At 65.0% G+C, this 20,251-nt stretch carries 32 protein-coding genes and 1 pseudogene; 29 read left to right on the forward strand and 4 right to left on the reverse strand.

The features are described from left to right. The 24 genes and pseudogenes from tuf to VIF40_RS08615 form a co-directional block, all read left to right on the forward strand. Window positions 1-181: pseudogene (gene tuf, locus VIF40_RS08500) on the forward strand (elongation factor Tu); the annotation flags it as partial. A gap of 113 nt (window positions 182-294) precedes the next feature. Next, window positions 295-603, forward strand: coding sequence for a 30S ribosomal protein S10 (gene rpsJ / locus VIF40_RS08505; protein ID WP_003613511.1), 309 nt, complete (start codon window positions 295-297; stop codon window positions 601-603). Between the two features lie 62 nt (window positions 604-665). Continuing rightward, the gene (rplC, locus tag VIF40_RS08510) at window positions 666-1,379 is read left to right on the forward strand and encodes a 50S ribosomal protein L3 (protein ID WP_331937095.1); all 714 of its coding nucleotides are present in this window, start codon (window positions 666-668) and stop codon (window positions 1,377-1,379) included. Window positions 1,380-1,385: 6 nt separating this feature from the next. After that, window positions 1,386-2,006, forward strand: coding sequence for a 50S ribosomal protein L4 (gene rplD / locus VIF40_RS08515; protein ID WP_331937119.1), 621 nt, complete (start codon window positions 1,386-1,388; stop codon window positions 2,004-2,006). After that, window positions 2,003-2,299 carry a 50S ribosomal protein L23 gene (locus VIF40_RS08520; protein WP_331937096.1) on the forward strand — a complete coding sequence of 99 codons (297 nt, stop codon included), beginning with the start codon at window positions 2,003-2,005 and terminating at the stop codon, window positions 2,297-2,299. The genes rplD and VIF40_RS08520 overlap by 4 nt, the downstream gene beginning before the upstream one ends. Before the next feature lie 22 nt (window positions 2,300-2,321). Continuing rightward, window positions 2,322-3,161: a 50S ribosomal protein L2 gene (rplB, locus tag VIF40_RS08525; RefSeq protein WP_331937097.1), complete on the forward strand. Its 840-nt coding sequence runs from the start codon at window positions 2,322-2,324 to the stop codon at window positions 3,159-3,161. 3 nt (window positions 3,162-3,164) lie between these two features. Beyond that, entirely contained in the window at window positions 3,165-3,443 is a 279-nt protein-coding gene (gene rpsS / locus VIF40_RS08530; RefSeq protein WP_331937098.1) for a 30S ribosomal protein S19, read from the forward strand. A gap of 4 nt (window positions 3,444-3,447) precedes the next feature. Further along, window positions 3,448-3,834 (forward strand): 50S ribosomal protein L22, encoded by a 387-nt coding sequence (rplV, locus tag VIF40_RS08535; protein WP_222576190.1) that lies wholly within the window; start codon window positions 3,448-3,450, stop codon window positions 3,832-3,834. Between the two features lie 11 nt (window positions 3,835-3,845). Beyond that, window positions 3,846-4,589 (forward strand): 30S ribosomal protein S3, encoded by a 744-nt coding sequence (rpsC, locus tag VIF40_RS08540; protein ID WP_331937099.1) that lies wholly within the window; start codon window positions 3,846-3,848, stop codon window positions 4,587-4,589. Window positions 4,590-4,607: 18 nt separating this feature from the next. Beyond that, on the forward strand, window positions 4,608-5,021 hold the full coding sequence (rplP, locus tag VIF40_RS08545) for a 50S ribosomal protein L16 (protein ID WP_018266633.1): 414 nt from the start codon (window positions 4,608-4,610) through the stop codon (window positions 5,019-5,021). Window positions 5,022-5,032: 11 nt separating this feature from the next. Next, window positions 5,033-5,248 (forward strand): 50S ribosomal protein L29, encoded by a 216-nt coding sequence (gene rpmC, locus VIF40_RS08550; RefSeq protein ID WP_331937100.1) that lies wholly within the window; start codon window positions 5,033-5,035, stop codon window positions 5,246-5,248. A 10-nt stretch (window positions 5,249-5,258) separates the two neighbouring features. After that, the gene (gene rpsQ / locus VIF40_RS08555; protein WP_331937101.1) at window positions 5,259-5,501 is read left to right on the forward strand and encodes a 30S ribosomal protein S17; all 243 of its coding nucleotides are present in this window, start codon (window positions 5,259-5,261) and stop codon (window positions 5,499-5,501) included. A gap of 88 nt (window positions 5,502-5,589) precedes the next feature. Further along, window positions 5,590-5,958: a 50S ribosomal protein L14 gene (gene rplN, locus VIF40_RS08560; protein WP_018266630.1), complete on the forward strand. Its 369-nt coding sequence runs from the start codon at window positions 5,590-5,592 to the stop codon at window positions 5,956-5,958. Beyond that, the gene (gene rplX / locus VIF40_RS08565; RefSeq protein ID WP_331937102.1) at window positions 5,958-6,275 is read left to right on the forward strand and encodes a 50S ribosomal protein L24; all 318 of its coding nucleotides are present in this window, start codon (window positions 5,958-5,960) and stop codon (window positions 6,273-6,275) included. Before rplN ends, rplX begins: the two co-directional genes overlap by 1 nt. Then, window positions 6,268-6,966 (forward strand): 50S ribosomal protein L5, encoded by a 699-nt coding sequence (gene rplE / locus VIF40_RS08570; protein WP_331937103.1) that lies wholly within the window; start codon window positions 6,268-6,270, stop codon window positions 6,964-6,966. Before rplX ends, rplE begins: the two co-directional genes overlap by 8 nt. A gap of 41 nt (window positions 6,967-7,007) precedes the next feature. Further along, complete coding sequence (gene rpsN, locus VIF40_RS08575; RefSeq protein ID WP_331937104.1) at window positions 7,008-7,313, forward strand: 30S ribosomal protein S14; 306 nt, start codon at window positions 7,008-7,010, stop codon at window positions 7,311-7,313. A 13-nt stretch (window positions 7,314-7,326) separates the two neighbouring features. After that, a complete protein-coding gene (gene rpsH, locus VIF40_RS08580) occupies window positions 7,327-7,725 on the forward strand; it encodes a 30S ribosomal protein S8 (protein ID WP_331937105.1) in 399 nt (132 codons plus the stop codon). A 34-nt stretch (window positions 7,726-7,759) separates the two neighbouring features. Beyond that, window positions 7,760-8,293 carry a 50S ribosomal protein L6 gene (gene rplF, locus VIF40_RS08585; protein ID WP_331937106.1) on the forward strand — a complete coding sequence of 178 codons (534 nt, stop codon included), beginning with the start codon at window positions 7,760-7,762 and terminating at the stop codon, window positions 8,291-8,293. 11 nt (window positions 8,294-8,304) lie between these two features. Then, a complete protein-coding gene (gene rplR, locus VIF40_RS08590) occupies window positions 8,305-8,667 on the forward strand; it encodes a 50S ribosomal protein L18 (protein WP_331937107.1) in 363 nt (120 codons plus the stop codon). Between the two features lie 229 nt (window positions 8,668-8,896). After that, entirely contained in the window at window positions 8,897-9,469 is a 573-nt protein-coding gene (gene rpsE / locus VIF40_RS08595) for a 30S ribosomal protein S5 (protein ID WP_018266623.1), read from the forward strand. A 13-nt stretch (window positions 9,470-9,482) separates the two neighbouring features. Further along, the gene (gene rpmD / locus VIF40_RS08600; protein ID WP_331937108.1) at window positions 9,483-9,671 is read left to right on the forward strand and encodes a 50S ribosomal protein L30; all 189 of its coding nucleotides are present in this window, start codon (window positions 9,483-9,485) and stop codon (window positions 9,669-9,671) included. Between the two features lie 13 nt (window positions 9,672-9,684). Then, window positions 9,685-10,164 carry a 50S ribosomal protein L15 gene (gene rplO / locus VIF40_RS08605; RefSeq protein WP_331937120.1) on the forward strand — a complete coding sequence of 160 codons (480 nt, stop codon included), beginning with the start codon at window positions 9,685-9,687 and terminating at the stop codon, window positions 10,162-10,164. A gap of 313 nt (window positions 10,165-10,477) precedes the next feature. Then, window positions 10,478-11,812, forward strand: a complete 1,335-nt coding sequence (gene secY, locus VIF40_RS08610; protein WP_331937109.1) for a preprotein translocase subunit SecY — start codon at window positions 10,478-10,480, stop codon at window positions 11,810-11,812. Further along, window positions 11,809-12,390 (forward strand): adenylate kinase, encoded by a 582-nt coding sequence (locus VIF40_RS08615; RefSeq protein WP_331937110.1) that lies wholly within the window; start codon window positions 11,809-11,811, stop codon window positions 12,388-12,390. The genes secY and VIF40_RS08615 overlap by 4 nt, the downstream gene beginning before the upstream one ends. A gap of 95 nt (window positions 12,391-12,485) precedes the next feature. Here the strand turns inward: VIF40_RS08615 and VIF40_RS08620 are convergent, their stop codons facing one another. Beyond that, the gene (locus tag VIF40_RS08620; RefSeq protein WP_331937111.1) at window positions 12,486-13,793 is read right to left on the reverse strand and encodes a metallophosphoesterase; all 1,308 of its coding nucleotides are present in this window, start codon (window positions 13,791-13,793) and stop codon (window positions 12,486-12,488) included. A 119-nt stretch (window positions 13,794-13,912) separates the two neighbouring features. Here VIF40_RS08620 and VIF40_RS08625 point away from each other — a divergent pair, with 119 nt between their 5' ends. Continuing rightward, window positions 13,913-14,203, forward strand: a complete 291-nt coding sequence (locus VIF40_RS08625; RefSeq protein WP_331937112.1) for a hypothetical protein — start codon at window positions 13,913-13,915, stop codon at window positions 14,201-14,203. Window positions 14,204-14,265: 62 nt separating this feature from the next. On the opposite strand, the gene VIF40_RS08630 is transcribed toward VIF40_RS08625, so the two are convergent. After that, window positions 14,266-14,970, reverse strand: a complete 705-nt coding sequence (locus tag VIF40_RS08630; protein ID WP_331937113.1) for a phosphatase PAP2 family protein — start codon at window positions 14,968-14,970, stop codon at window positions 14,266-14,268. Between the two features lie 141 nt (window positions 14,971-15,111). After that, window positions 15,112-15,990 carry an AraC family transcriptional regulator gene (locus tag VIF40_RS08635; protein WP_331937114.1) on the reverse strand — a complete coding sequence of 293 codons (879 nt, stop codon included), beginning with the start codon at window positions 15,988-15,990 and terminating at the stop codon, window positions 15,112-15,114. 169 nt (window positions 15,991-16,159) lie between these two features. Here VIF40_RS08635 and VIF40_RS08640 point away from each other — a divergent pair, with 169 nt between their 5' ends. Continuing rightward, entirely contained in the window at window positions 16,160-16,915 is a 756-nt protein-coding gene (locus VIF40_RS08640) for a haloacid dehalogenase type II (protein ID WP_331937115.1), read from the forward strand. Between the two features lie 12 nt (window positions 16,916-16,927). Here the strand turns inward: VIF40_RS08640 and VIF40_RS08645 are convergent, their stop codons facing one another. Further along, entirely contained in the window at window positions 16,928-17,896 is a 969-nt protein-coding gene (locus tag VIF40_RS08645; RefSeq protein ID WP_331937116.1) for a beta-ribofuranosylaminobenzene 5'-phosphate synthase family protein, read from the reverse strand. 247 nt (window positions 17,897-18,143) lie between these two features. Between VIF40_RS08645 and VIF40_RS08650 the strand changes: the two genes are divergently transcribed. The 3 genes from VIF40_RS08650 (at window position 18,144) to folK (ending at window position 19,892) form a co-directional block, all read left to right on the forward strand. Then, window positions 18,144-18,518 carry a 4a-hydroxytetrahydrobiopterin dehydratase gene (locus VIF40_RS08650; protein WP_331937117.1) on the forward strand — a complete coding sequence of 125 codons (375 nt, stop codon included), beginning with the start codon at window positions 18,144-18,146 and terminating at the stop codon, window positions 18,516-18,518. 94 nt (window positions 18,519-18,612) lie between these two features. Then, entirely contained in the window at window positions 18,613-19,386 is a 774-nt protein-coding gene (gene folP / locus VIF40_RS08655) for a dihydropteroate synthase (protein WP_331937121.1), read from the forward strand. Beyond that, a complete protein-coding gene (folK, locus tag VIF40_RS08660; protein ID WP_331937118.1) occupies window positions 19,383-19,892 on the forward strand; it encodes a 2-amino-4-hydroxy-6-hydroxymethyldihydropteridine diphosphokinase in 510 nt (169 codons plus the stop codon). Before folP ends, folK begins: the two co-directional genes overlap by 4 nt. The last annotated feature ends 359 nt before the right edge of the window (window positions 19,893-20,251 follow it).

The raw sequence follows: 20,251 nt of genomic DNA on the forward strand, positions 1-20,251 counted from the left end.
GACGGATGTGACGGGCATCGTGACGCTCCCCGAGGGCGTCGAGATGGTGATGCCGGGCGACAATGTGGCGATGGAGGTGAACCTCATCGTTCCGATCGCCATGGAGGAGAAGCTGCGCTTCGCCATTCGCGAAGGCGGTCGCACCGTCGGGGCCGGCGTCGTCGCCTCGATCATCGAATAAGGAATTTGGACCGCGAGCCTGATGGGCTCGCATTCACGAAGGGCGATCGCGAGCCTCGCAGGCTCGCGGTCCAGGGCGAGCCGCGCGGCCCGCGGTCCAAGAGGAAGACGCTGATGAACGGACAGAATATCCGGATTCGCCTGAAGGCGTTCGATCACCGGATTCTCGACACGTCGACGAAGGAGATCGTCTCCACCGCCAAGCGCACGGGCGCGCAGGTGCGGGGACCGATTCCGCTGCCGACCAAGATCGAGAAATTCACGGTGAACCGTTCGCCGCATATCGACAAGAAATCGCGCGAGCAGTTCGAGATCCGGACTCATAAGCGCGTGCTCGATATCGTCGATCCGACCCCGCAGACGGTGGACGCGCTGATGAAGCTCGATCTCGCCGCGGGCGTCGACGTCGAGATCAAGCTGTAAGAAGAGAAATGAACCGGGCGCCTCTCGCCATGAGAGCGATGCGCCTTTCGAAGGAAGAGATCATGCGGTCTGGCGTCATCGCGCAAAAGGTCGGAATGACCCGCGTCTTCACCGAAGCGGGCGAGCATGTGCCGGTCACGGTGCTGAAGCTCGACGGCTGCCAAGTCGTCGCCCATCGGACCATGGAGCAGAACGGCTACACCGCCGTGCAGCTCGGCATCGGCCGCGCCAAGGTGAAGAATGTCTCCAAGGCGGAGCGCGGCCGTTTCGCCGTCGCCAAGGTCGAGCCGAAGCTGAAGCTGGCCGAGTTCCGCGTCGAGGAGACGGAGCTGCTTCCGGTCGGGGCCGAGATCACGGCCGATCATTTCGTCGTCGGCCAGTTCGTCGACGTGACCGGCACGACGATCGGCAAGGGCTTCGCCGGCCCGATGAAGCGCTGGAACTTCGGCGGTCTGCGCGCCACTCACGGCGTGTCGTTGTCGCATCGTTCGCATGGTTCGACCGGCGGCCGTCAGGATCCGGGCAAGACCTTCAAGAACAAGAAAATGGCCGGCCATATGGGCGTCGACCGCGTGACCACGCAGAATCTGCGGGTCGTGCTGACGGACGTCGAGCGCGGCCTGCTGCTGGTGGAGGGCTCTGTGCCCGGACATGCCGGCGGTTGGATTTTTGTGCGCGACGCGGTGAAGCGGGCGCTGCCGGCGGAAGCGCCGCAGCCCGGCAAATATCGTCTGGCGGAAGCCCCCGCCGCGCAAGAAGACAAGAAGGAGGACTGAGCCGTGGTGCAGATCAGCGTCACGTCGTACGACGGCCAGGAAGCCGGCTCGATCGAGCTGGCGGACGAGATTTTCGGGCTCGAACCGCGCCAGGATCTCATCTTCCGCATTATCCGCTGGCAGCTCGCCAAGCGGCGTGCGGGGACGCATGCCGTGAAGAACCGTGCGGACATCGCCCGCACCGGCAAGAAGCTGCATAAGCAGAAGGGCACCGGCGGCGCCCGTCACGGATCGCGGCGCGCGCCGCAATTCATCGGCGGCGGCCGCGCCTTCGGCCCGGTGGTGCGCAGTCATGAGCACGACCTGCCCAAGAAGGTGCGCGTTCTCGCTCTGAAGCACGCGCTTTCGGCCAAGGCGAAAGATGGCGCGATCGTCATTTGGGAGAACGCCGATCTGGCCGAGCCCAAGACGAAGCTGCTGAAAGCGGGTTTCGACAAGACCGGGCTCACCAGCGCGCTCATCATCGACGGCGCCGAGCCGCAGGCGAATTTTGCGCTCGCTGCGCGCAATCTGCCGAGGATCGACGTGCTGCCGGTTCAGGGCGTCAATGTCTACGACATTCTGCGCCGTGAGAAGCTGGTGCTGACCCGCGCCGCGATCGATGCGCTGGAGGCGCGCCTGAAATGAGCAAGGATGTGCGCCATTACGACGTGATCGTCTCGCCGGTCATCACCGAGAAGGCGACGATCGCCTCGGAGCAGAACAAGGTGGTCTTCAATGTCGCGCGGACCGCCACCAAGCCGCAGATCAAAGCGGCGGTGGAGGGCCTGTTCGACGTGAAGGTCGAGGCGGTCAACACGCTGCTGCGCAAAGGCAAGGTGCGCGCCTTCCGAGGCGTGCGCGGCCGGCAGTCGGATGTGAAGAAGGCGGTCGTCACGCTGGCCGAAGGCCACAAGATCGACGTGACGACGGGACTCTAAAGGCAGGCTCGAGGACAAAACCATGGCGCTGAAGACATTCAAGCCGGTCACGCCGAGCCTTCGCCAGCTCGTCATCGTCGACCGAAGCGATCTCTACAAGGGCAAGCCGGTCAAGACGCTGACCGAGGGGCAGTCGTCCAAGGGCGGCCGCAACAACAATGGGCGCGTCACCGTGCGTTTCCGCGGCGGCGGCCACAAGCAGGCCTATCGAATCGTCGACTTCAAGCGCCGCAAGCTGGATGTCGTCGCCAAGGTGGAGCGGATCGAATATGATCCGAACCGCACCGCCTTCATCGCGCTCATCCGTTATGCGGATGACGAGCTCGCTTATATTCTCGCGCCGCAGCGGCTTTCGGTCGGCGACGCGGTGGTGTCGGGCGCCCAGGTCGATGTGAAGCCCGGCAACGCCATGCCGATCGGCAATATTCCGGTCGGCACGATCGTCCACAATGTCGAGATGAAGATCGGCAAGGGCGGCGCGATCGCGCGCTCGGCTGGCAATTATGCGCAGATCGTCGGTCGCGATCAGGGTTATGTGATCCTGCGTCTCAATTCCGGCGAGCAGCGTCTCGTGCATGGCCAGTGCTTCGCGACCATCGGGGCCGTGTCGAATCCCGATCACATGAACATCTCGCTCGGCAAGGCGGGTCGTTCGCGCTGGCTCGGCCGTCGCCCGCACAATCGCGGCGTCACCATGAACCCGGTCGACCATCCGCACGGCGGCGGCGAAGGCCGCACCTCGGGCGGCCGGCATCCGGTGACGCCCTGGGGCAAGCCGACCAAGGGCAAGAAGACCCGCACGAACAAGAAGACCGACAAATTCATCGTGTCCTCGCGGCACGCCAAGAAGAAGAAGGGCTGATCCATGGCTCGCTCGATCTGGAAGGGCCCGTTCGTCGACGGCTATCTGCTGAAAAAGGCGGAGACCGCGCGTGGCTCGGGACGCAGTGACATCATCAAGATCTGGAGCCGTCGCTCCACCATTCTGCCGCAGTTCGTCGGTCTGACCTTCGGCGTGCACAATGGCCACAAGCATGTGCCGGTGGCAGTCAGCGAAGACATGATCGGGCACAAGTTCGGCGAATTCTCTCCGACGCGCACCTTCCATGGTCACGCGGCGGACAAGAAGTCGAAGAGGGGCTGATCGAATGTCCAAGCCGAGCAATCCGCGCGCGCTGGCCGACAATGAGGCGAAAGCCGTCGCCAACACGCTGCGCGTATCCCCGCAGAAGCTCAATCTTCTCGCCCAGCTCATTCGCGGCAAGAAGGTCGATCGCGCGCTCGCCGATCTCGAGTTCTCGCGCAAGCGTATCGCTCACGAGGTGAAGAAGACCTTGGAGAGCGCCATCGCCAACGCCGAGAACAATCACGGTCTCGACGTCGACGATCTGATCGTCGCGCAGGCCTTCGTGGGCAAGTCGCTCGTCATGAAGCGGTTCGCGGCGAGAGCGCGCGGTCGCTCCAGCCGCATCGAGAAGCCTTTCGCGAATCTGACGATCATCGTTCGCGAAGTCGAAGCGCCGGCGAAAGCCTGAAGGGAGCAACCATGGGTCAGAAGGTCAATCCTATCGGGCTGCGCCTCGGCGTCAACCGCACCTGGGATTCGCGCTGGTTCGCCAGCAAAGGCGAATACGCCAAGCTTTTGCACGAGGATCTCGCCATTCGCGCTGCGGTGGCGAAGAATCTCAAGCAGGCGGCGGTGTCGCGCATCATCATCGAGCGCCCGCACAAGAAGTGCCGCGTGACCATTCACTCGGCGCGTCCGGGCGTGGTCATCGGCAAGAAGGGCGCGGATATCGACAAGATCCGCAAGCTCGTCGGCAAGCTCACCGGCAGCGAAGTGGTGATCAATATCGTCGAGGTGAGGAAGCCCGAGGTCGAGGCGACGCTGGTCGCCGATTCGATCGCGCAGCAGCTCGAGCGTCGCGTCGCCTTCCGCCGCGCCATGAAGCGCGCGGTGCAGTCGGCGATGCGTCTCGGCGCGCAGGGCATTCGCATCAATTGCTCGGGCCGTCTCGGCGGCGCCGAAATCGCGCGCCTGGAATGGTATCGCGAGGGCCGCGTGCCGCTGCATACGCTGCGCGCCGATGTGGATTACGGCGTCGCCACCGCGCATACCGCCTATGGCGCCTGCGGCATCAAGGTCTGGATCTTCAAGGGCGAGATCCTGGAGCATGATCCGATGGCGCAGGACAAGCGCCTGGCCGAGCAGGCTGCCGGCGGCGGTGAGCGCGAACACCATGGCGAGCGTCGTCGCCGCGAGCCGCGCGAACCCCGCGACGCGGCCTAATTTCGAGAGTTCGACATCATGTTGCAACCCAAACGCACCAGGTTCCGCAAGGCCTTCAAAGGCCGTATCCACGGAAACGCCAAGGGCGGCTTTTCGCTGAACTTCGGGCAGTTCGGCCTCAAGGCCCTCGAGCCGGAGCGCATCACCGCGCGCCAGATCGAGGCGGCTCGCCGCGCCATGACGCGCCATATGAAGCGCGCCGGCCGCGTGTGGATCCGCATCTTCCCCGACGTGCCGGTCTCCAAAAAGCCGACCGAGGTGCGCATGGGTAAAGGCAAGGGCGCGCCGGAGCTCTGGGCCGTGCGCGTCGCGCCGGGCCGCATCATGTTCGAGGTCGACGGAGTGTCCGGCGAGCTCGCGCGCGAAGCTCTGACGCTCGCCGCCGCGAAGCTGCCGATCAAGACGCGCTTCATCGAGCGCATCGCCGAGTGAGGATTGCGACCATGAGCACGAACAAGCAACGCGTCTCCGATCTTCGCACGCTCTCTCTCGATCTGCTGGACGAGGAAGTGCTGAAGCTGAAGAAAGAGCAGTTCAATCTGCGCTTCCAGCGGGCGACGGGCCAGCTCGAGAACACGGCGCGCGTGCGCGTCGTTCGTCGCGACATCGCCCGCGCCAAATCCATCGCCGCGCAGAAGCGCGCTGAACAACAGAGTTGAGAGAGCGCCAATGCCGAAGCGGATTCTCCAGGGCGTCGTGGTCAGCGACAAGCAGAACAAGACCGTGGTGGTGAAGGTGGAGCGCCGCTTCACCCATCCGCTGTTCAAGAAGACGGTGCGTCGCACCAAGAACTATCATGCGCATGACGAAGCGCAGACGTTCAAGGTCGGCGACGAGGTGACGATCGAAGAGACGGCGCCGATCTCACGGCTGAAGCGCTGGCGTGTCGTCGAAGCCGACAGCAAGGCGTAACGCCTCGAAAAGACGAGACTAGTGGAATGGTTTTCTCGGGCGAAGTCGGGGAACCGAAACCAGACCGAGACGAAGGGCGGGATAAGCCATGATACAGATGCAGACAAATCTCGATGTCGCCGACAACTCGGGCGCCCGCCGCGTCATGTGCATCAAGGTGCTGGGCGGCTCCAAGCGCAAATACGCCGGCGTCGGCGACATTATCGTCGTCTCGATCAAAGAGGCGATTCCGCGCGGTCGCGTGAAGAAGGGCGACGTGCTGAAAGCGGTCGTGGTCCGCACCGCGAAGGACATCAAGCGCGCCGATGGCTCGGTGATCCGCTTCGACTCCAACGCTGCGGTTCTGATCAACAATCAGAAAGAGCCGATCGGCACGCGTATCTTCGGACCCGTGCCGCGCGAGCTGCGCGCCAAGAACCATATGAAGATCATTTCGCTCGCGCCGGAGGTGCTGTAATGGCCGCGAAAATCAAGAAAGGCGACAAGGTCGTCGTTCTCGCCGGCCGTGACAAGGGCCGCACGGGTCAGGTGATTCAGGTGCTGCCGACCGATGGTCGCGCATTCGTCGAGGGCGTCAATCTCGTCAAGCGCCACCAGCGCCAGTCGCGGACGCAGGAGGCGGGCATCATCACCAAGCCGGCGTCGCTCGACCTCTCCAATCTCGCGATCGCCGATCCCAAGGACGGCAAGCCGACGCGCGTCGGATTCAAGATTCTCGATGACGGCCGCAAGGTCCGCATCGCCAAGCGTTCCGGAGAACAGATCGATGGCTGAGGAAAAGAAGCCGAAGGCCGGCAAGGCTCCGAAGGCGGATGGCGACGCCAAGAAGGCGGCGAAATCGAAGGCTGCGCCGAAGTCGTCCGCTCACGAGGACGGCGACGAGCGCCGGGCCTCCGGCGTCAAGTCGCTTCCCGAGGGCCCCTACGAGGTCCGGCTGAAAAAGCACTATGAGGAAGTGGTTCGCGCCAAGCTCATGGAAGAGTTCGGCTATAAGAACGCTTTCGAAGTGCCGGCGATCGAGAAGATCGTGCTGAACATGGGCGTCGGCGAAGCCGTCAACGACACCAAGAAGGTGACGGCGGCTGCGGCCGATCTCGCGCTGATCGCCGGCCAGAGGCCGGTGGTGACGCGGGCGCGCAAGGCGATCTCGACCTTCAAGGTCCGCGAGAACATGCCGATCGGCGCCAAGGTGACGCTGCGCAAGACGCGCATGTATGAATTTCTGGACCGCCTGATCACGATCGCGCTGCCGCGCGTTCGCGACTTCCGCGGCCTGAATCCGAAGTCCTTCGACGGACGCGGCTCCTACGCCCTCGGCATAAAGGAGCATATCGTGTTTCCGGAGATCGACTATGACAAGGCCGAGTCGATTCTCGGCATGGACGTGATCGTCGTGACCACGGCCAAGACCGACGACGAGGCGCGTGCGCTCCTGCGCGCGTTCAATTTCCCGTTCCGGCAGTGAGACGAGCGTAGTCTCAAACGCGGAAACCGAAGGCATAAAACATGGCCAAGAAGAGTTCGATCGAGAACAACAAGCGCAGGGCTAAGCTCGTCAAGGCTTACGCCGGCCGCCGGGCGCGGCTGAAGGCCAAGGCGAATGACGAGGCGTTGACGGCGGAAGAGCGGTTCGAGGCGCGTCTCAAGCTCGCCGAGCTGCCGCGCAATTCCGCGGCGATTCGCTATCGCAACCGCTGCGAGGTCTCGGGGCGCCCGCGCGCTTTCTACCGCAAGCTGAAGCTGTCGCGCGTCGCGCTGCGTGAGCTCGGCTCGCGCGGCCTCATCCCCGGTCTCGTGAAGTCCAGCTGGTAAGGGAGCAGAGCAAATGTCGATCAGCGATCCGTTGGGCGATCTGCTCACCCGCATCCGCAATGCGCAGATGCGCCGCAAGGACAAGGTCTCGACGCCGGGCTCGCGCCTGCGCGGCCATGTTCTCGACGTGTTGAAGGAAGAAGGCTACATCCGCGGCTATACGACCACGGATTTCGGCAATGGCCGCACCGAGTTCGAGGTCGAGCTGAAATATTTCGACGGCGATCCGGTCATCAAGACGATCGAGCGCGTCTCGCGTCCGGGCCGGCGCGTCTATGCGGGCGTCGACAAGACGCCGCGCGTGGCCAATGGCCTCGGCATCACGATCGTGTCGACGCCGAAGGGCGTCATGGCCGATCACAAGGCCCGCGAGAACAATGTCGGCGGCGAGGTGCTGGCGAAGGTCTTCTGACCTGCGTCCGAAAGTTTTGGATAGGACTTCAACCATGTCTCGTATCGGCAAGAAGCCCGTCATCGTGCCGGCCGGCGTGACCGCCACGGTCGACGGCCAGCTCGTCCAAGTGAAGGGCGCGAAAGGCGAGCTGCAGTTCCGGGTTCCCGACGATGTCGCGGTGACCCAGGACGGCAATTCGATCAAGGTCGACCCGCGCTCGACCAGCAAGCGCGCCCGCGCGCTGTGGGGCACCTCGCGCGCTCAGGTCAATAATCTCGTCGTCGGCGTGACCGCCGGCTTCGAGAAGAAGCTCGAGATCAACGGCGTCGGTTATCGCGCCGCGGTCGCCGGCAAGAATCTTCAGCTCGCGCTCGGCTATTCGCACGACGTGAGCTATCCGATTCCCGCCGGCATCGCGATCGTGACGCCGAAGCCGACGGAGATCACCATCACCGGCATCGACAAGCGCCAGGTGGGGCAGGTCGCCGCCGAAATCCGCTCGCTGCGCGGCCCCGAGCCCTATAAGGGCAAGGGCGTGAAATACGCCGGCGAATTCATCTTCCGCAAGGAAGGCAAGAAGAAGTAAGGACGCCAGCCATGGCAAAGGACGTAGATGCAGTCGCCCGCCGCAAGGCCAGGGTCCGTCGCAGCATTCGCGCGCGCGCCTTTGGCCGGCCGCGTCTGTCTGTGTTCCGCTCCTCGGAGCAGATCTATGCGCAGATCATCGACGACGAGAATGGAGTGACCATCGTGTCCGCCTCCTCGCTCGAAAAGGCCAATCGGGAAGCGTTGAAGACGGGCGCCAACAAGGAAGCGGCGCATATCGTCGGCAAGCAGCTCGCCGAGCGCGCTGTCGCCAAGGGCGTCACGGAAGTGGTGTTCGACCGCGGCGCTTATATTTACCACGGCCGCGTGCAGGCGCTGGCCGAGGGCGCCCGCGAGGGCGGCCTGCAATTTTGAGCTCTTCTCCCGTTCTGCGGGAGAAGGCGTCCCGGCCAAAGGGGTCCGAAAGGACATCCGTCGCGCGCGACGGACGATGGCCGGATCGGATCAGGGCCGTGGATGCGGGTTCGGGTTTTCGGGGCGTCGGCCTCGCCCGATCGTGCGTCCCGAACCCAGCCTCTCCCGCGGGAGAGGGAAGCGGACCCAAGCGAGCGGCGATATTGCCGCGTAAGTGACGGAAGAGAAAATGGCTCGTGAACCAGAAGGCGGCCGCGGCCGCGACCGGGACCGGGATGACCGCGACAATGAGTTCGTGGACCGTCTCGTCCATATCAACCGCGTCGCCAAAGTGGTGAAGGGCGGCCGGCGCTTCGGTTTCGCCGCGCTCGTCGTGGTCGGCGACCAGAAGGGCCGCGTCGGCTATGGCCATGGCAAGGCGCGCGAGGTGCCTGAGGCGATCCGCAAGGCGACGGAAGCAGCCAAGCGCGCGCTGATCCGCGTGCCGCTGCGCGAGGGCCGCACGCTGCATCACGACGTCAACGGCCGCCATGGCGCCGGCCGCGTCGTGCTGCGCGCCGCGCCTCCCGGCACCGGCATCATCGCCGGCGGCCCGATGCGCGCCGTGTTCGAGACGCTCGGGGTTCACGACGTCGTGGCCAAGAGCCAGGGCTCGTCCAATCCGTACAACATGATTCGCGCGACGTTCGATGCGCTGGAGCGCGAGGATTCGCCGCGCTCGGTGGCGGCTCGCCGTTCTCTCAAGGTTTCTGCGCTTCAGGCGCGCCGTCAGGGCGCCGAAGCCGAAGCCGTCGACGCCTGAGGGAGGGCTTGCGATGAGCGATAAGAAGATTACCGTCGAACAGACCGGCAGCGCCATCGGCCGTCCGGAGCGTCAGAGCAGGACGCTCACCGGACTCGGCCTCACGCGCATCGGTCGTCGTCGCACGCTCGAGGACACGCCCGCGGTTCGCGGGATGATCGCGAAAGTCGCGCATCTCGTCAAAATCGTCGACGAGAAGTGAGGGCCGGGACATGGTGAAGCTCAACGATCTCTCCGACAATCCCGGCGCCAGCAAGAATCGCATGCGCGTCGGCCGCGGCATAGGCTCCGGCAAGGGCAAGACCGCGGGACGCGGCGTGAAGGGTCAGAAGGCCCGCACCGGCGTCGCCGTGAAAGGCTTCGAGGGCGGCCAGATGCCGCTGCATCGTCGTCTGCCCAAGCGCGGATTCTACAATCCCTTCTCGACCGACTATAATGAGGTCAATCTCGGCCGCATTCAGCAGGCGGTCGAAGCGGGCAAGCTCGACGTGGCCGCGCCCGTCACCATCGAGGCGCTGATCGCCGCGGGGGTGGTGTCCAAGCCGCGCGACGGGGTGAAAATTCTCGGCAATGGCAAGCTCGAGGCGAAGCTCGCCTTCGAGGTCGCCGCGGCTTCGAAATCGGCCGTTGCGGCGATCGAGAGCCTTGGCGGCTCGATCAAGCTTCTGGTCGCGGCGGAGCCGGCCTCCGCCTGACGTCGAGGCTCGGCTCGCCTTGCGATAACCGAGCGATAACGCGAGGCGGCGTTTTTTCGCCGCCTCGAAGTTAGTCGTATCGACCAAAAAACTGGCGATCCGCCCATCCGTCGTGATACGGAGTCGCCTGTGCGAGCCGGCGAAAAGTGGCTAGACTTTTTTTTCGCCGACATCGTGCGATAGACATGCGCCGGGTCCCGCCCCTCGAAAGGGCTGGGCCGAAAACGGAGCGCGGCGTCGCGGCGGGCAGCGCTGCGTCGCTTCGACGCTCGCTTAAAAAAACCGCGCGGCGCGCGACGAGGGAGCCTCGCCCATGGCATCGGCAGCCGAACAGCTTGCGGCCAACGTCAATTTTTCCGCTTTCGGCAAGGCGGATGAGCTCAAGAAACGCATCTGGTTCACGCTCGGCGCGCTGATCGTCTATCGTCTCGGCACTTATGTGCCGCTGCCGGGCATCGACCCGGACGCCTTCGCCAAGAGCTTTTTCGGCCAGTCGAAGGGCGTGCTCGAGCTGTTCAACATGTTCGCCGGCGGCGCCGTTCAGCGCAGCGCGATCTTCGCGCTGAACATCATGCCCTATATCTCCGCCTCCATCATCATTCAGCTGCTGACCACGGTCATACCGTCGCTCGAGCAGGTGAAGAAGGAAGGCGAGCAGGGCCGCAAGGTCCTCAACCAATACACGCGCTATCTCACCGTCATTCTGGCGACCTTCCAGGCCTATGGCATGGCGATCGGCCTCGAGGGCCAGCAGGGCGTGGTCACCGAGCCGGGCCTGTTTTTCCGCCTGACGACCGTCTGCACGCTGGTCGGCGGCACCATGTTCCTTATGTGGCTAGGCGAGCAGATCACCTCGCGCGGAATCGGCAACGGCTCCTCGCTGATTATCTTCGCGGGCATTGTCGCGGCCTTTCCGGCGGCGATTCTCAGCACGTTGGAGCTCGGCAAGCAGGGCGCGATCTCGACCGGCGTCATTCTCGGCGTGATCGCCATGTCGTTCTTCGTCATCGCCTTCATCGTCTATATGGAACGGGCGCAACGACGATTGTTGATCACCTATCCCAAACGGCAGCACGGCAATCGCGTCTATGAGGGGCAGACGTCCTTCCTGCCGCTGAAGCTCAACACTTCCGGCGTCATTCCGCCGATCTTCGCCTCTTCGCTGCTGCTGCTGCCGACGACGATCGCCAATTTCTACCAGACGCAGGGCACGGATAATATTTTCGCGACCATCTCCGCCTATTTCGGGCATGGACGGCCGCTCTACATGCTGTCCTATGTCGGGCTGATCGTGTTCTTCGCCTTCTTCTATACGGCGATCGTCTTCAATCCGATGGAGACGGCCGACAATCTGAAGAAGCATGGCGGCTTCATCCCCGGCATTCGCCCGGGCGAGCGCACGGCGAAATTCATCGACGACGTGCTGATGCGCATCACGGTTCTCGGCGCCGCCTATCTGGCGATCATCTGCCTGCTGCCGGAGATGCTGATCTCCTACGCCAATCTGCCCTTCTATTTCGGCGGCACCTCGCTGCTCATCGTGGTGAGCGTGACCATGGATACGGTGGCGCAGATTCACGGCCATCTGCAGGCCCATCAATATGAGGGCATGATCCGCAAGACCAAGCTGCGTGGACGACGCAAATGAGGCTGGTGCTGCTCGGACCGCCGGGCGCGGGCAAGGGCACGCAATCGGCTCGGCTCGTCGCCAAATATGCGATCCCTCAGCTCTCGACCGGCGACATGCTGCGCGCGGCGGTCGAGGCGAGGTCGCCGATCGGCTTGGAGGCCAAGGAGATCATGGATCGCGGCGCGCTGGTGCCGGATGCGGTGGTGGTCGGCATCATCGGCCAGCGCATCAAGCAGAAGGACGCCGAGGGCGGCTTCATCCTCGACGGCTTTCCGCGCACGGTGGCCCAGGCGCGCGCGCTCGACGATCTGCTCGATCGGGAAGGGCTGAGGCTCGACGCGGTCATAGAGCTCAGCGTCGACGAGAACGCGCTCCTCGCCCGCATGCAGAAGCGCGTCGACGAGACGCTCGCCCGCGGCGGCGATGTTCGCGCCGACGATAATCCGCAAGCCTTCAAGACGCGGCTCGAGGCCTATCGCAACCAGACGGCGCCGGTTTCCGATTATTACGCCGGCAAGGGCGAGCTGAAGCAGGTCGACGGCATGGAGCCGGTCGACTCTGTCAGCGCGGCGATCGAGCAGGCGCTCTCGGCTTGACGTCGAGAGCGATCGCGACGCGGGCCTGACGGCGCGCGCGGCCCGCGGGCGGCTCGGGAGCGAGCCACGAGGTTCGCCTCGCAGCCGAAGGGTCTTCACTCGCAATCGATCTTTCGCCCACGCAAATGGCAGCGAAGCAGCGGCGCGGCGTGGGCGTCGTAATTGGTGACGATCCACTCGCCGTCGCCCCGCTCGAAGATCGCGAAGCCGAAAGTCGCGGCGACGCCGCGGCCGTGCTCGACGGTCGCCTCGCCTATGGTCGCTCCATCGAAATTGGCGGGAATACGCGGGTCCATCGCCGTCCCGCCGACGCCGACGACGAATTGCGCCGGACGATCCTCGCGAAAGCTCAAGGCCTCGAATGCGTGCAGATGGCCGGACAGGATCGCCTGCACGCCGCTCGGCAGGCCATCCTGCGCCGCGGCGGCGAGCGTCTCGTTCACGCCGAGCTTTTCGCCCTTCTTCGACTGGAACAGCGAAAATATCGGCTTATGGAACGCATACCAGACCGGCCCGGGCATATCCTTCGCCGCCGCAAGCTGCTTGCGCAAAAAGGCGGCCTGCTGGCCGATGACGGTGCGTTCCTCCGCCTCGGTCGTGTCTAGGACGAAGAGCGTCGGATTGTCGAGATCGACGCGATAAGCCTCCTCCCGCTCGACGCAGGCTCCGGACTCGGCGGGCGGCAGCGGCGAGAGGGCGCGAGTCCAGCCCTTGCCGGCGCGCGCGCAGATTTCATGATTGCCGCGCACCATCACCCAGGGCGCCGTGCGGAGCAGAGCGGCTCCGGGCTCGAAGAAATCGGCGTTCCACGTCTCCCAATTGTCGCCATGCGGCGAGCCGGCGCAGCCCTTCACGCCAGTCGGGCAGGCGGTTTCGCGATAATGATAGTCGCCGACATGAATGACGAGATCGGGCGCGATCTCGGCGGCCATATCGGCAGTGAGGCGGAAGGGCCAGGCGCGGATCGAATTGCAATCCTGCAGGAACATGCCTTTGAGCCGGCAGCCGGTGTCGCCGAACACCAGAATCTTGTCGACGCGGGTCGGCGGCGGCGCGAGCGGCGCGCCATCGATGGAGACGCTCGTCGCGCCCTTCGGAACAGTCACGGCGCAAATGGTGACGGCAAACCCGTCGCTCGGCCGTGCGCGCGGCGTCATGACGACGGCGCGGCCGTCGATCGTGGCCGTCGGACAGGAGTCGTTCTGCGTGATCGCGCGGGCCTGCCAGCCATCGGTCGCAGCCTGCAGCCAGCGATAGGAGTCGCCGGCGTGCGCCCGGACAGCGAATGACGCCGCGACGAGGAGAAGGACAAGAACGGCGAGCGCGGTCGAGCGACGCGATTCTCTTCTGTCATTCGCTTTCAAAGCGTGGGATTTATAGGACGTTGCGTCGACAGGGGTCATCTTTTCGCCGGTTTCGGTAAGTTGTTTCAGGCGTGGCCGTAGCAATAGGATCGACGCATCGAAGAAATTGCCGCCGGCCGGGCGGCTCGCATGGGCTCACACGGAGGGAGGGACACTCCATGAAGAAAATTTTTGTTCTGGCTGCGGCGCTGGCCATGGCCGCGCCACTCGCCGGCTGCAACTCGCCCGGCGAGCGCGCCGCGGGCGGCGCCTTGATCGGCGGCGCGGGTGGAGCGGCGATCGGCGCCGCGGCCTCCGGCGGCCGCGCGGGCGGCACGCTGGCCGGAGCGGCGATCGGCGCGGCGACGGGCGCCGTCGTCGGCGCGGCCACGGCCCCGCCGCAGCAATGCGCCCGCTGGGGCTGGGATTACTACGGCAATCGCGTCTGCGTCGCCTACTACAACTATTGAGCCGGAAAGGGCGCGGAGCGTTCGGCTCCGCGCCCGCCTTTTCTCGCGGGCGTCCCGCAGCGTCAATCGGCGCGGGCGAGGCCGAGCGCGTTGCGCAGCTCGGCGCGCGCCGCCGCCATCGCTTTCCGATAGTCCGGATCGAGCTCCGTGATCGCATGCACCGCATAGGCGACCAGACGGGCCGCGGCCAAGTCGGTCGGGAAATGCACGCCGCAGACGAGACGATTGTGGGCGTAATCATCGGCCCGCGCGAGAATGTCGTCACGTCGCTCCGGCGCGAGGTCGATCAGCGCGAGACCCATCAGATAGCCGACCGTCGTATGGCCGCTCGGATAGGAATCGTCTTTCGCCTTGGTCTTGCACACGGGATGCAGCGTCTTGTCGACATTATAGGGGCGGATGCGGTGGAAGGCCTCCTTGGCGGCGCCCGTATTGGCCGATTCATCCGCCTTCAGTCGCGCGCCCAGCGCATCGACGGCCGGCAAATTCTCTTTGGTGAATTTGTCGCCGAAAACGGTCTTGAACAGGAAAATCGTCTGATTCTCGTCATCCGCCTTGGCGTGCGCGACCTGCTCGGCCGTGCGCGCGTCCTCGATGCGATGCAGCTCGGCGAGCTCGGCGTCGCTCTTCTCGGAATGAGGCGCCGGCGGGGTCGCCAGTATTTCGAGCGGATGGCTCTGCTCCGGCGTGACGAAGCCCGCGTCGCGCGCGGCGGCGGGCGCGCAGAGCAGAGCGAGAACCAAGAATGTCGCGGCTGTCTTCTTCATGTGGTCTGGTCCCGGCGGCCGTCATTGCGTGTCGCGCGCGGTTCCCGGGCCGCCCGGCCGCGCGTTCAGGTCGCCGCTTTCTACTCGAAACTCTTTGTCGGCGCGATGACGGCTTCGCCGCTTTAAACCCGCCGCCCGCGGTCATTCGATCGGCAGGAGCAGATCGGTGATCGTCTCATGCTCGGGGACGTCTGGATAGAAGCTGATCCGCTGACAGAATAGCGGAAAATCGCGGGCCTCTCGGCCGCTCGAAGGCAGCCAGTCGCGATACAGGAGCAGCGCCGGCCGTTCCAGATTTTCGCTCGAGCCGATGACGCGCAGAACCGCGCAGCGTCCGCCGGGAATCATGCCGGCGACGACGCCCTGCGCATTGGCTTCGATCGGACGAATCGTGGCGGCGCAGAGGTCGAGATGGAACGCGTCGGGCGGCGTCGTGCGGGGATCGCAAGGGAATATTGTATAGGTTGCGGCGATATCGCGCCCGAGCCCTGCGGCTCTGCGCCAATCGATGAAGCGCCGCACCGTCTCATAGACGAGCGCCGGATCGCCTCTATGGGTCAGGACGGCGACGGGCGTCGCCGGAAAATCCCTCACCACGACATCATTCGGAGAAAAGGTCATATTTGCGCTCCTGGCTCGGTCGAGCGGCTCCAAGGCCGCGAGCCACGGCTCCCAATCGGGAGATTTGCGGAACGCCGAGGGCGCTTGCCCGACGCAGTCCCGAAAGGCGCGGGCGAAAGAGTCCGGCGCCTCATAGCCGGCGTCCGAGGCGATCTCGGTCACATTGGCGTCATCGCGAAAGGCCAGCCGATAGGACGCGCGCTTCATGCGGGCGAGCTGGATATAGCGATGCGCCGAGAGGCCGTAGGTCGCACCGAATTGCCGGTGGAAGTGATGCTTCGAGAAAGCCGCCACGCCGCTGAGAGTCGAAAGGTCGAGATCCGCGTCGAGATGCCGGTCGATATGATCCAGCACCCGTCGCATCCTCGCGTGGTAATTCTCGAGCGCCGCTTTCGTCATTGCGTCCTCCGTGGCGCAGTCATCTAAAGGGCGACGCCAGCGGCGCGCTCGACCGATCTTGCTCTTTCGCGCGCGCCCCGCGAAAATTTCTCGCGACCCGATGAAACAGGGGAGGGGCCGCCGCCGAACCTCGAGAGCGCCGCGCATCGGCGCGTCAGGAGAGTCCGTCATGAATTTGGCCAGGGTGTTTTTCCTCCTCGTCGTCTGTGCGACGCCTTTCGGGCTCGCCCGTGCGGAGGCGCCGTCGACGCCGCGCTTCAAGGCGGTGGCTTTCGACTATTTCGTGCTGTTCGACGCCAATTCGGTGATTCCGGCGGTCGAGGCGGCCTATCCGGGCAAGGGCGCGGAATTTACCAAGCTCTGGCGCGCCAAGCAGTTCGAATATTGCTTCCTGCGTTCGCTCACCGGCCGACACGCCGATTTTTTCGAGGTGACGGGGGATGCGCTCGCCTATGCGGCCGAGGCGATGAAGCTCGATCTTCCGCCGGAAAAGCGCGACCGGCTGCTGAGCGCCTATCTGACGCTCACACCCTGGCCCGATACGCTGGATGCGCTGCGCCGGCTGAAAGCCGCCGGCGTGCGCGTCATCACCCTGGCGAATTTCAGCGGCCGAATGCTGCAGGCCAATGCGGAGCGCGCCGGGCTCGGCGGCTATTTCGATGAATTGCTGAGCACGGAGGTCAATAAGACCTATAAGCCCGATCCTGCGGCCTATGCGCTCGGGCCGCAGCGGCTGAAGCTCGCCAAGGAGGAGATTCTCTTCGCGGCCTTCGGCAGCTGGGACGCCTATGGGGCCAAGGCCTTCGGCTATCCGACCATTTGGGTGAACCGCTTCGGCCTGCCGGCCGAAAAGCTCGGACTCGCGCCCGACAAAACCGTGCCGGATATGAAGGGCCTGCTGGAGCTCGTCCTCGGACGCTCGTGAGAGCGGCGGGGCTCAGGCGATTTCGGCGTAGACTGCGTCGATGCGCGCGCCCCGGTCCGCGCCCGCGACGACGGCGAGCGACAAGCCGCTGGCCTCGGCGGCGCCGCGCACGCGCGCCTCGAGGCGGCGGGCCTCGGCCTCATTCGGCGCGAAGGCGAAGCCCGTCGGCCCCCAGGAGGTCTGGCCGACTCCGGTCGCGCCGGCCTCCGCCAGCCGGGCCAGCAGATTTTCGACGGCCGCGCTGGTGAAGCGCCGCCCGCCCTGCGCCGGCGCGAAATAATCTCCGACGATCGACTGTATCGCCGTGACCGCGGCGCCGAAAGCGACGAAATCCTCCTCCGCCGCCGCCGGCAGCGCCTGCATCAGCACGAGCCGGCACAATTTCCCGGCGTCCGCCTCCGAGAAAGGCGGCAGCTCGGCGAAGGCCTTGCGCTCCTCCGCGCCATGCAGGCCGATCGCGGCGGGGTCGGACACGAGAAGAATGCGCCACGTCTCCGGGAAGGCGAGGCGGGAGATAACGGGCGGCGTCGTCGTATCGGCGCCGCGGCCGCCGTCCACGACGAGGCCGCCGCGGGTGAACAGCCCGGCGCCGAGCCCGGAGCGCGCGCCGCGTTGCAGCAGAGCCGCGTCGGCCTCCACATGCTGCGGCAAATCTTCGATGCGGCGCAGCGCGGCCGTGATCGCCAACGCCAGCTGCGTGCCCGAGCCGAGGCCCGAATGCGGCGGGATCGCCTGCTCCATGGTCAGCCTATAGCGCTTGCCGGGCGCGAGCGCGGCGACGGCGTTCTCGAGCAGCGCGCGGGCGCGCTCGGCGTCGGGGCCCGTGGCCTCCATCGCTTCGGCCGGCCGCAGCGTGAGGCGCGTCGCCGGAGCGTCGATCGAGAGGCCGAGGCCGCCGAATTTGCGGCCGAGCGCGCCATTCATGTCCAGGAAGCCGAGATGCAGTCTCGCCGCGGCGACGACGCTCACGCTGATACGCATGGAGCCTCATTTTCGGACTTTGTGCGGAATATCCGCTATATCTCGCTGCCCGGCGCGGTCGTCGACGGGGCTCGCGCGCGTTCGACTAGGCCGAGTAAGGCGCCGCGCGTGCGAAGGCAAGAGTTCGTCTGGAGATGTTCGTCTGGAGAGTTCGTCTGGCGATGTTCGTCGAGAGACGTTCGTCCGCCGATGCTCGTCTGGAGATCGAGAGCTCGTCCGGGAAGACGAGCGAGAGAGGGGAGACGCCATGACCGCCGCGGAGCGCGTGTATTCGCAAGAGGAGATCGCCGCCCGTCTCGCCGCCGAGCTGCCGCACTGGCGGTTCGAGAACGGCTGGATTCGTCGCAAATTCAAGACCCACGGCTGGAAGGGCACATTGATGGTCGTCAATACGGTCGGCCATCTCGCCGAGGCCGCCTGGCACCATCCGGACATCGCCGCCTCCTATGCTTTTGTCGAGGTGAAGCTGATGACGCATACGGCCAAGGGCGTGACCGACAAGGATTTCGAGCTCGCCCGCAAGATCGAGGAGGTCGTCTCCTGGCGGCCGGGCAAGGAGGGCGGCGCGCTCGAGGGAACGCCCGAGACCGATCAGCGCTTCGCCTATATCAAATACGACTGACGGACATTTCTTCCCCTTGGAGACGAGAGTGACGACGACTCGAGAGACGTCGCGCGAGCGGTTCTTTTCGCTCGTCGAGACACGGCCGGTCATCATGGGCATCGTCAATGTGACGCCCGATTCCTTTTCTGACGGAGGCCGTTTCTTCGCGGCCGAGGCGGCGCTGGCGCAGGCGAAGAAGCTCGCCGCCGACGGCGCCGACATTGTCGACGTCGGCGCCGAATCGACGCGGCCCGGCCATACGCCCCTCACGGCCGAGGAAGAATGGACACGGCTCGCGCCGCTGCTCGAAGCGCTCGTCTCGCAATGCGGCGTCCCGGTCTCGATCGACACCTACAAGGCGCAGACAGCCCGCCGGGCGCTCGCCGCGGGCGTCGCGATCGTCAATGATATCTGGGGCTTGCACCGCGATCCCGATATGGCGCCGGCGATCGCCGAGGCCGGCGCCGGCGTCGTCGCCATGCATAATCGCGCCGAGGTCGCGCCGGAAATCGACATCGTTTCGGACATGCTCGCCTTTTTCGAGCGCTCCCTGGAGATCGCCGCGGCGGCGGGCGTGCCCGAGTCCCGCGTGATTCTCGATCCCGGCGTCGGCTTCGGCAAGACGCGCGAGCAGGATTTCGCGGCCTTGCGCGCTGTGCCGGATTTGTTGCGATTCGGGCGGCCGGTGCTGATCGGCGTGTCGCGCAAGCGCCTTTTCGGCGCGCTGCTCGGCGCGGAGGTCGATGCGCGCCTCATCGCCACCGTGGCGGCGAATCTCATCGCGGCGATGGAGGGCGCGCGGATTTTTCGCGTCCATGACGCGGCCGAGCATAGGGCGGCCTTCGCCGTGCTCGACACTCTCACCAAGGGACAAAGACGCTCATGACGACGGCTGAGACACGCGTCGGCTTCGGTATCGGCAGCAATCTCGGGGATAGGCCGGCCAATATAAGGCGGGCGATCGCGCTCCTCGCGGAGCGCGGGACGGCCCGTCTCGACGCCGTGTCGCGCATCTACCGAACGCCGCCCTGGGGCGATCTCGACCAGGGCGATTTCGCCAACGCCTGCGCGCTCGGCTGGACCAGCCTCTCGCCCTATGAGCTGCTGGCCGCGGTCAAGACCATAGAGGCGGAAATGGGCCGCACCCCGACGCGGCGCTGGGGACCGCGGCTCATCGACGTCGACATTCTGTTTCTCGGCGACCACACAATGGACGATCCAGAGCTCACTCTGCCGCACAAGGAATTGTTCTCGCGAGCCTTCGTGCTGAAGCCGCTGGCCGAGATCGGAGCCGATCTGACGCTGGACGGCATGTCGATCGCGCGCGCCGCCGCCGAAACCGCCGCGGATGGGATCGGAATTTGGGAGGAAAAGTCCACCGACGCCCGATGAGCCATGACGCCACAGTCCGAAAGGGCAGTCATATGGCCCATATGGGCGGGGAACCCGATCGGCCGGAAAAAAATCGAATAACTGATTGAGTTTATTCGATATATGAATTGATCGAAAAAATCTATCAATGCGCTTACGGGTGGGTAGTATGATTGCGTAGGGGGAGATGTTCCTGCCCATAGAAGTTTCCAATACCCGTCAATAGATTGCCATATACTACCCTATTGGATATTGTCATTATTGGGCGGAACGGAAATGGTTGCGCCTCGCCGAACGAGGGCGTTTCGGATGGTTTGGCGCTGGGAGGCGCGAGGGCGTTCGGGGTTTTCGTTTCGCGCGGCGATTTCGAAAGAATTCGT

The organism is Methylosinus sp. (assembly GCF_036560965.1).
GTDB lineage: Bacteria > Pseudomonadota > Alphaproteobacteria > Rhizobiales > Beijerinckiaceae > Methylosinus.

Excerpts from the sequence above, each read along its gene's own strand:
- rpsJ (WP_003613511.1), top strand. The coding sequence starts at position 295 with ATGAACGGACAGAATATCCGGATTCGCCTGAAGGCGTTCGATCACCGG.
- rplC (WP_331937095.1), top strand. The coding sequence starts at position 666 with ATGCGGTCTGGCGTCATCGCGCAAAAGGTCGGAATGACCCGCGTCTTC.
- VIF40_RS08520 (WP_331937096.1), top strand. The coding sequence starts at position 2,003 with ATGAGCAAGGATGTGCGCCATTACGACGTGATCGTCTCGCCGGTCATC.
- rplB (WP_331937097.1), top strand. The coding sequence starts at position 2,322 with ATGGCGCTGAAGACATTCAAGCCGGTCACGCCGAGCCTTCGCCAGCTC.
- rpsS (WP_331937098.1), top strand. The coding sequence starts at position 3,165 with ATGGCTCGCTCGATCTGGAAGGGCCCGTTCGTCGACGGCTATCTGCTG.
- rplV (WP_222576190.1), top strand. The coding sequence starts at position 3,448 with ATGTCCAAGCCGAGCAATCCGCGCGCGCTGGCCGACAATGAGGCGAAA.
- rpsC (WP_331937099.1), top strand. The coding sequence starts at position 3,846 with ATGGGTCAGAAGGTCAATCCTATCGGGCTGCGCCTCGGCGTCAACCGC.
- rplP (WP_018266633.1), top strand. The coding sequence starts at position 4,608 with ATGTTGCAACCCAAACGCACCAGGTTCCGCAAGGCCTTCAAAGGCCGT.
- rpmC (WP_331937100.1), top strand. The coding sequence starts at position 5,033 with ATGAGCACGAACAAGCAACGCGTCTCCGATCTTCGCACGCTCTCTCTC.
- rpsQ (WP_331937101.1), top strand. The coding sequence starts at position 5,259 with ATGCCGAAGCGGATTCTCCAGGGCGTCGTGGTCAGCGACAAGCAGAAC.
- rplN (WP_018266630.1), top strand. The coding sequence starts at position 5,590 with ATGATACAGATGCAGACAAATCTCGATGTCGCCGACAACTCGGGCGCC.
- rplX (WP_331937102.1), top strand. The coding sequence starts at position 5,958 with ATGGCCGCGAAAATCAAGAAAGGCGACAAGGTCGTCGTTCTCGCCGGC.
- rplE (WP_331937103.1), top strand. The coding sequence starts at position 6,268 with ATGGCTGAGGAAAAGAAGCCGAAGGCCGGCAAGGCTCCGAAGGCGGAT.
- rpsN (WP_331937104.1), top strand. The coding sequence starts at position 7,008 with ATGGCCAAGAAGAGTTCGATCGAGAACAACAAGCGCAGGGCTAAGCTC.
- rpsH (WP_331937105.1), top strand. The coding sequence starts at position 7,327 with ATGTCGATCAGCGATCCGTTGGGCGATCTGCTCACCCGCATCCGCAAT.
- rplF (WP_331937106.1), top strand. The coding sequence starts at position 7,760 with ATGTCTCGTATCGGCAAGAAGCCCGTCATCGTGCCGGCCGGCGTGACC.
- rplR (WP_331937107.1), top strand. The coding sequence starts at position 8,305 with ATGGCAAAGGACGTAGATGCAGTCGCCCGCCGCAAGGCCAGGGTCCGT.
- rpsE (WP_018266623.1), top strand. The coding sequence starts at position 8,897 with ATGGCTCGTGAACCAGAAGGCGGCCGCGGCCGCGACCGGGACCGGGAT.
- rpmD (WP_331937108.1), top strand. The coding sequence starts at position 9,483 with ATGAGCGATAAGAAGATTACCGTCGAACAGACCGGCAGCGCCATCGGC.
- secY (WP_331937109.1), top strand. The coding sequence starts at position 10,478 with ATGGCATCGGCAGCCGAACAGCTTGCGGCCAACGTCAATTTTTCCGCT.
- VIF40_RS08615 (WP_331937110.1), top strand. The coding sequence starts at position 11,809 with ATGAGGCTGGTGCTGCTCGGACCGCCGGGCGCGGGCAAGGGCACGCAA.
- VIF40_RS08620 (WP_331937111.1), bottom strand. The coding sequence starts at position 13,793 with ATGACCCCTGTCGACGCAACGTCCTATAAATCCCACGCTTTGAAAGCG.
- VIF40_RS08625 (WP_331937112.1), top strand. The coding sequence starts at position 13,913 with ATGAAGAAAATTTTTGTTCTGGCTGCGGCGCTGGCCATGGCCGCGCCA.
- VIF40_RS08630 (WP_331937113.1), bottom strand. The coding sequence starts at position 14,970 with ATGAAGAAGACAGCCGCGACATTCTTGGTTCTCGCTCTGCTCTGCGCG.
- VIF40_RS08635 (WP_331937114.1), bottom strand. The coding sequence starts at position 15,990 with ATGACGAAAGCGGCGCTCGAGAATTACCACGCGAGGATGCGACGGGTG.
- VIF40_RS08640 (WP_331937115.1), top strand. The coding sequence starts at position 16,160 with ATGAATTTGGCCAGGGTGTTTTTCCTCCTCGTCGTCTGTGCGACGCCT.
- VIF40_RS08645 (WP_331937116.1), bottom strand. The coding sequence starts at position 17,896 with ATGCGTATCAGCGTGAGCGTCGTCGCCGCGGCGAGACTGCATCTCGGC.
- VIF40_RS08650 (WP_331937117.1), top strand. The coding sequence starts at position 18,144 with ATGACCGCCGCGGAGCGCGTGTATTCGCAAGAGGAGATCGCCGCCCGT.
- folP (WP_331937121.1), top strand. The coding sequence starts at position 18,613 with ATGGGCATCGTCAATGTGACGCCCGATTCCTTTTCTGACGGAGGCCGT.
- folK (WP_331937118.1), top strand. The coding sequence starts at position 19,383 with ATGACGACGGCTGAGACACGCGTCGGCTTCGGTATCGGCAGCAATCTC.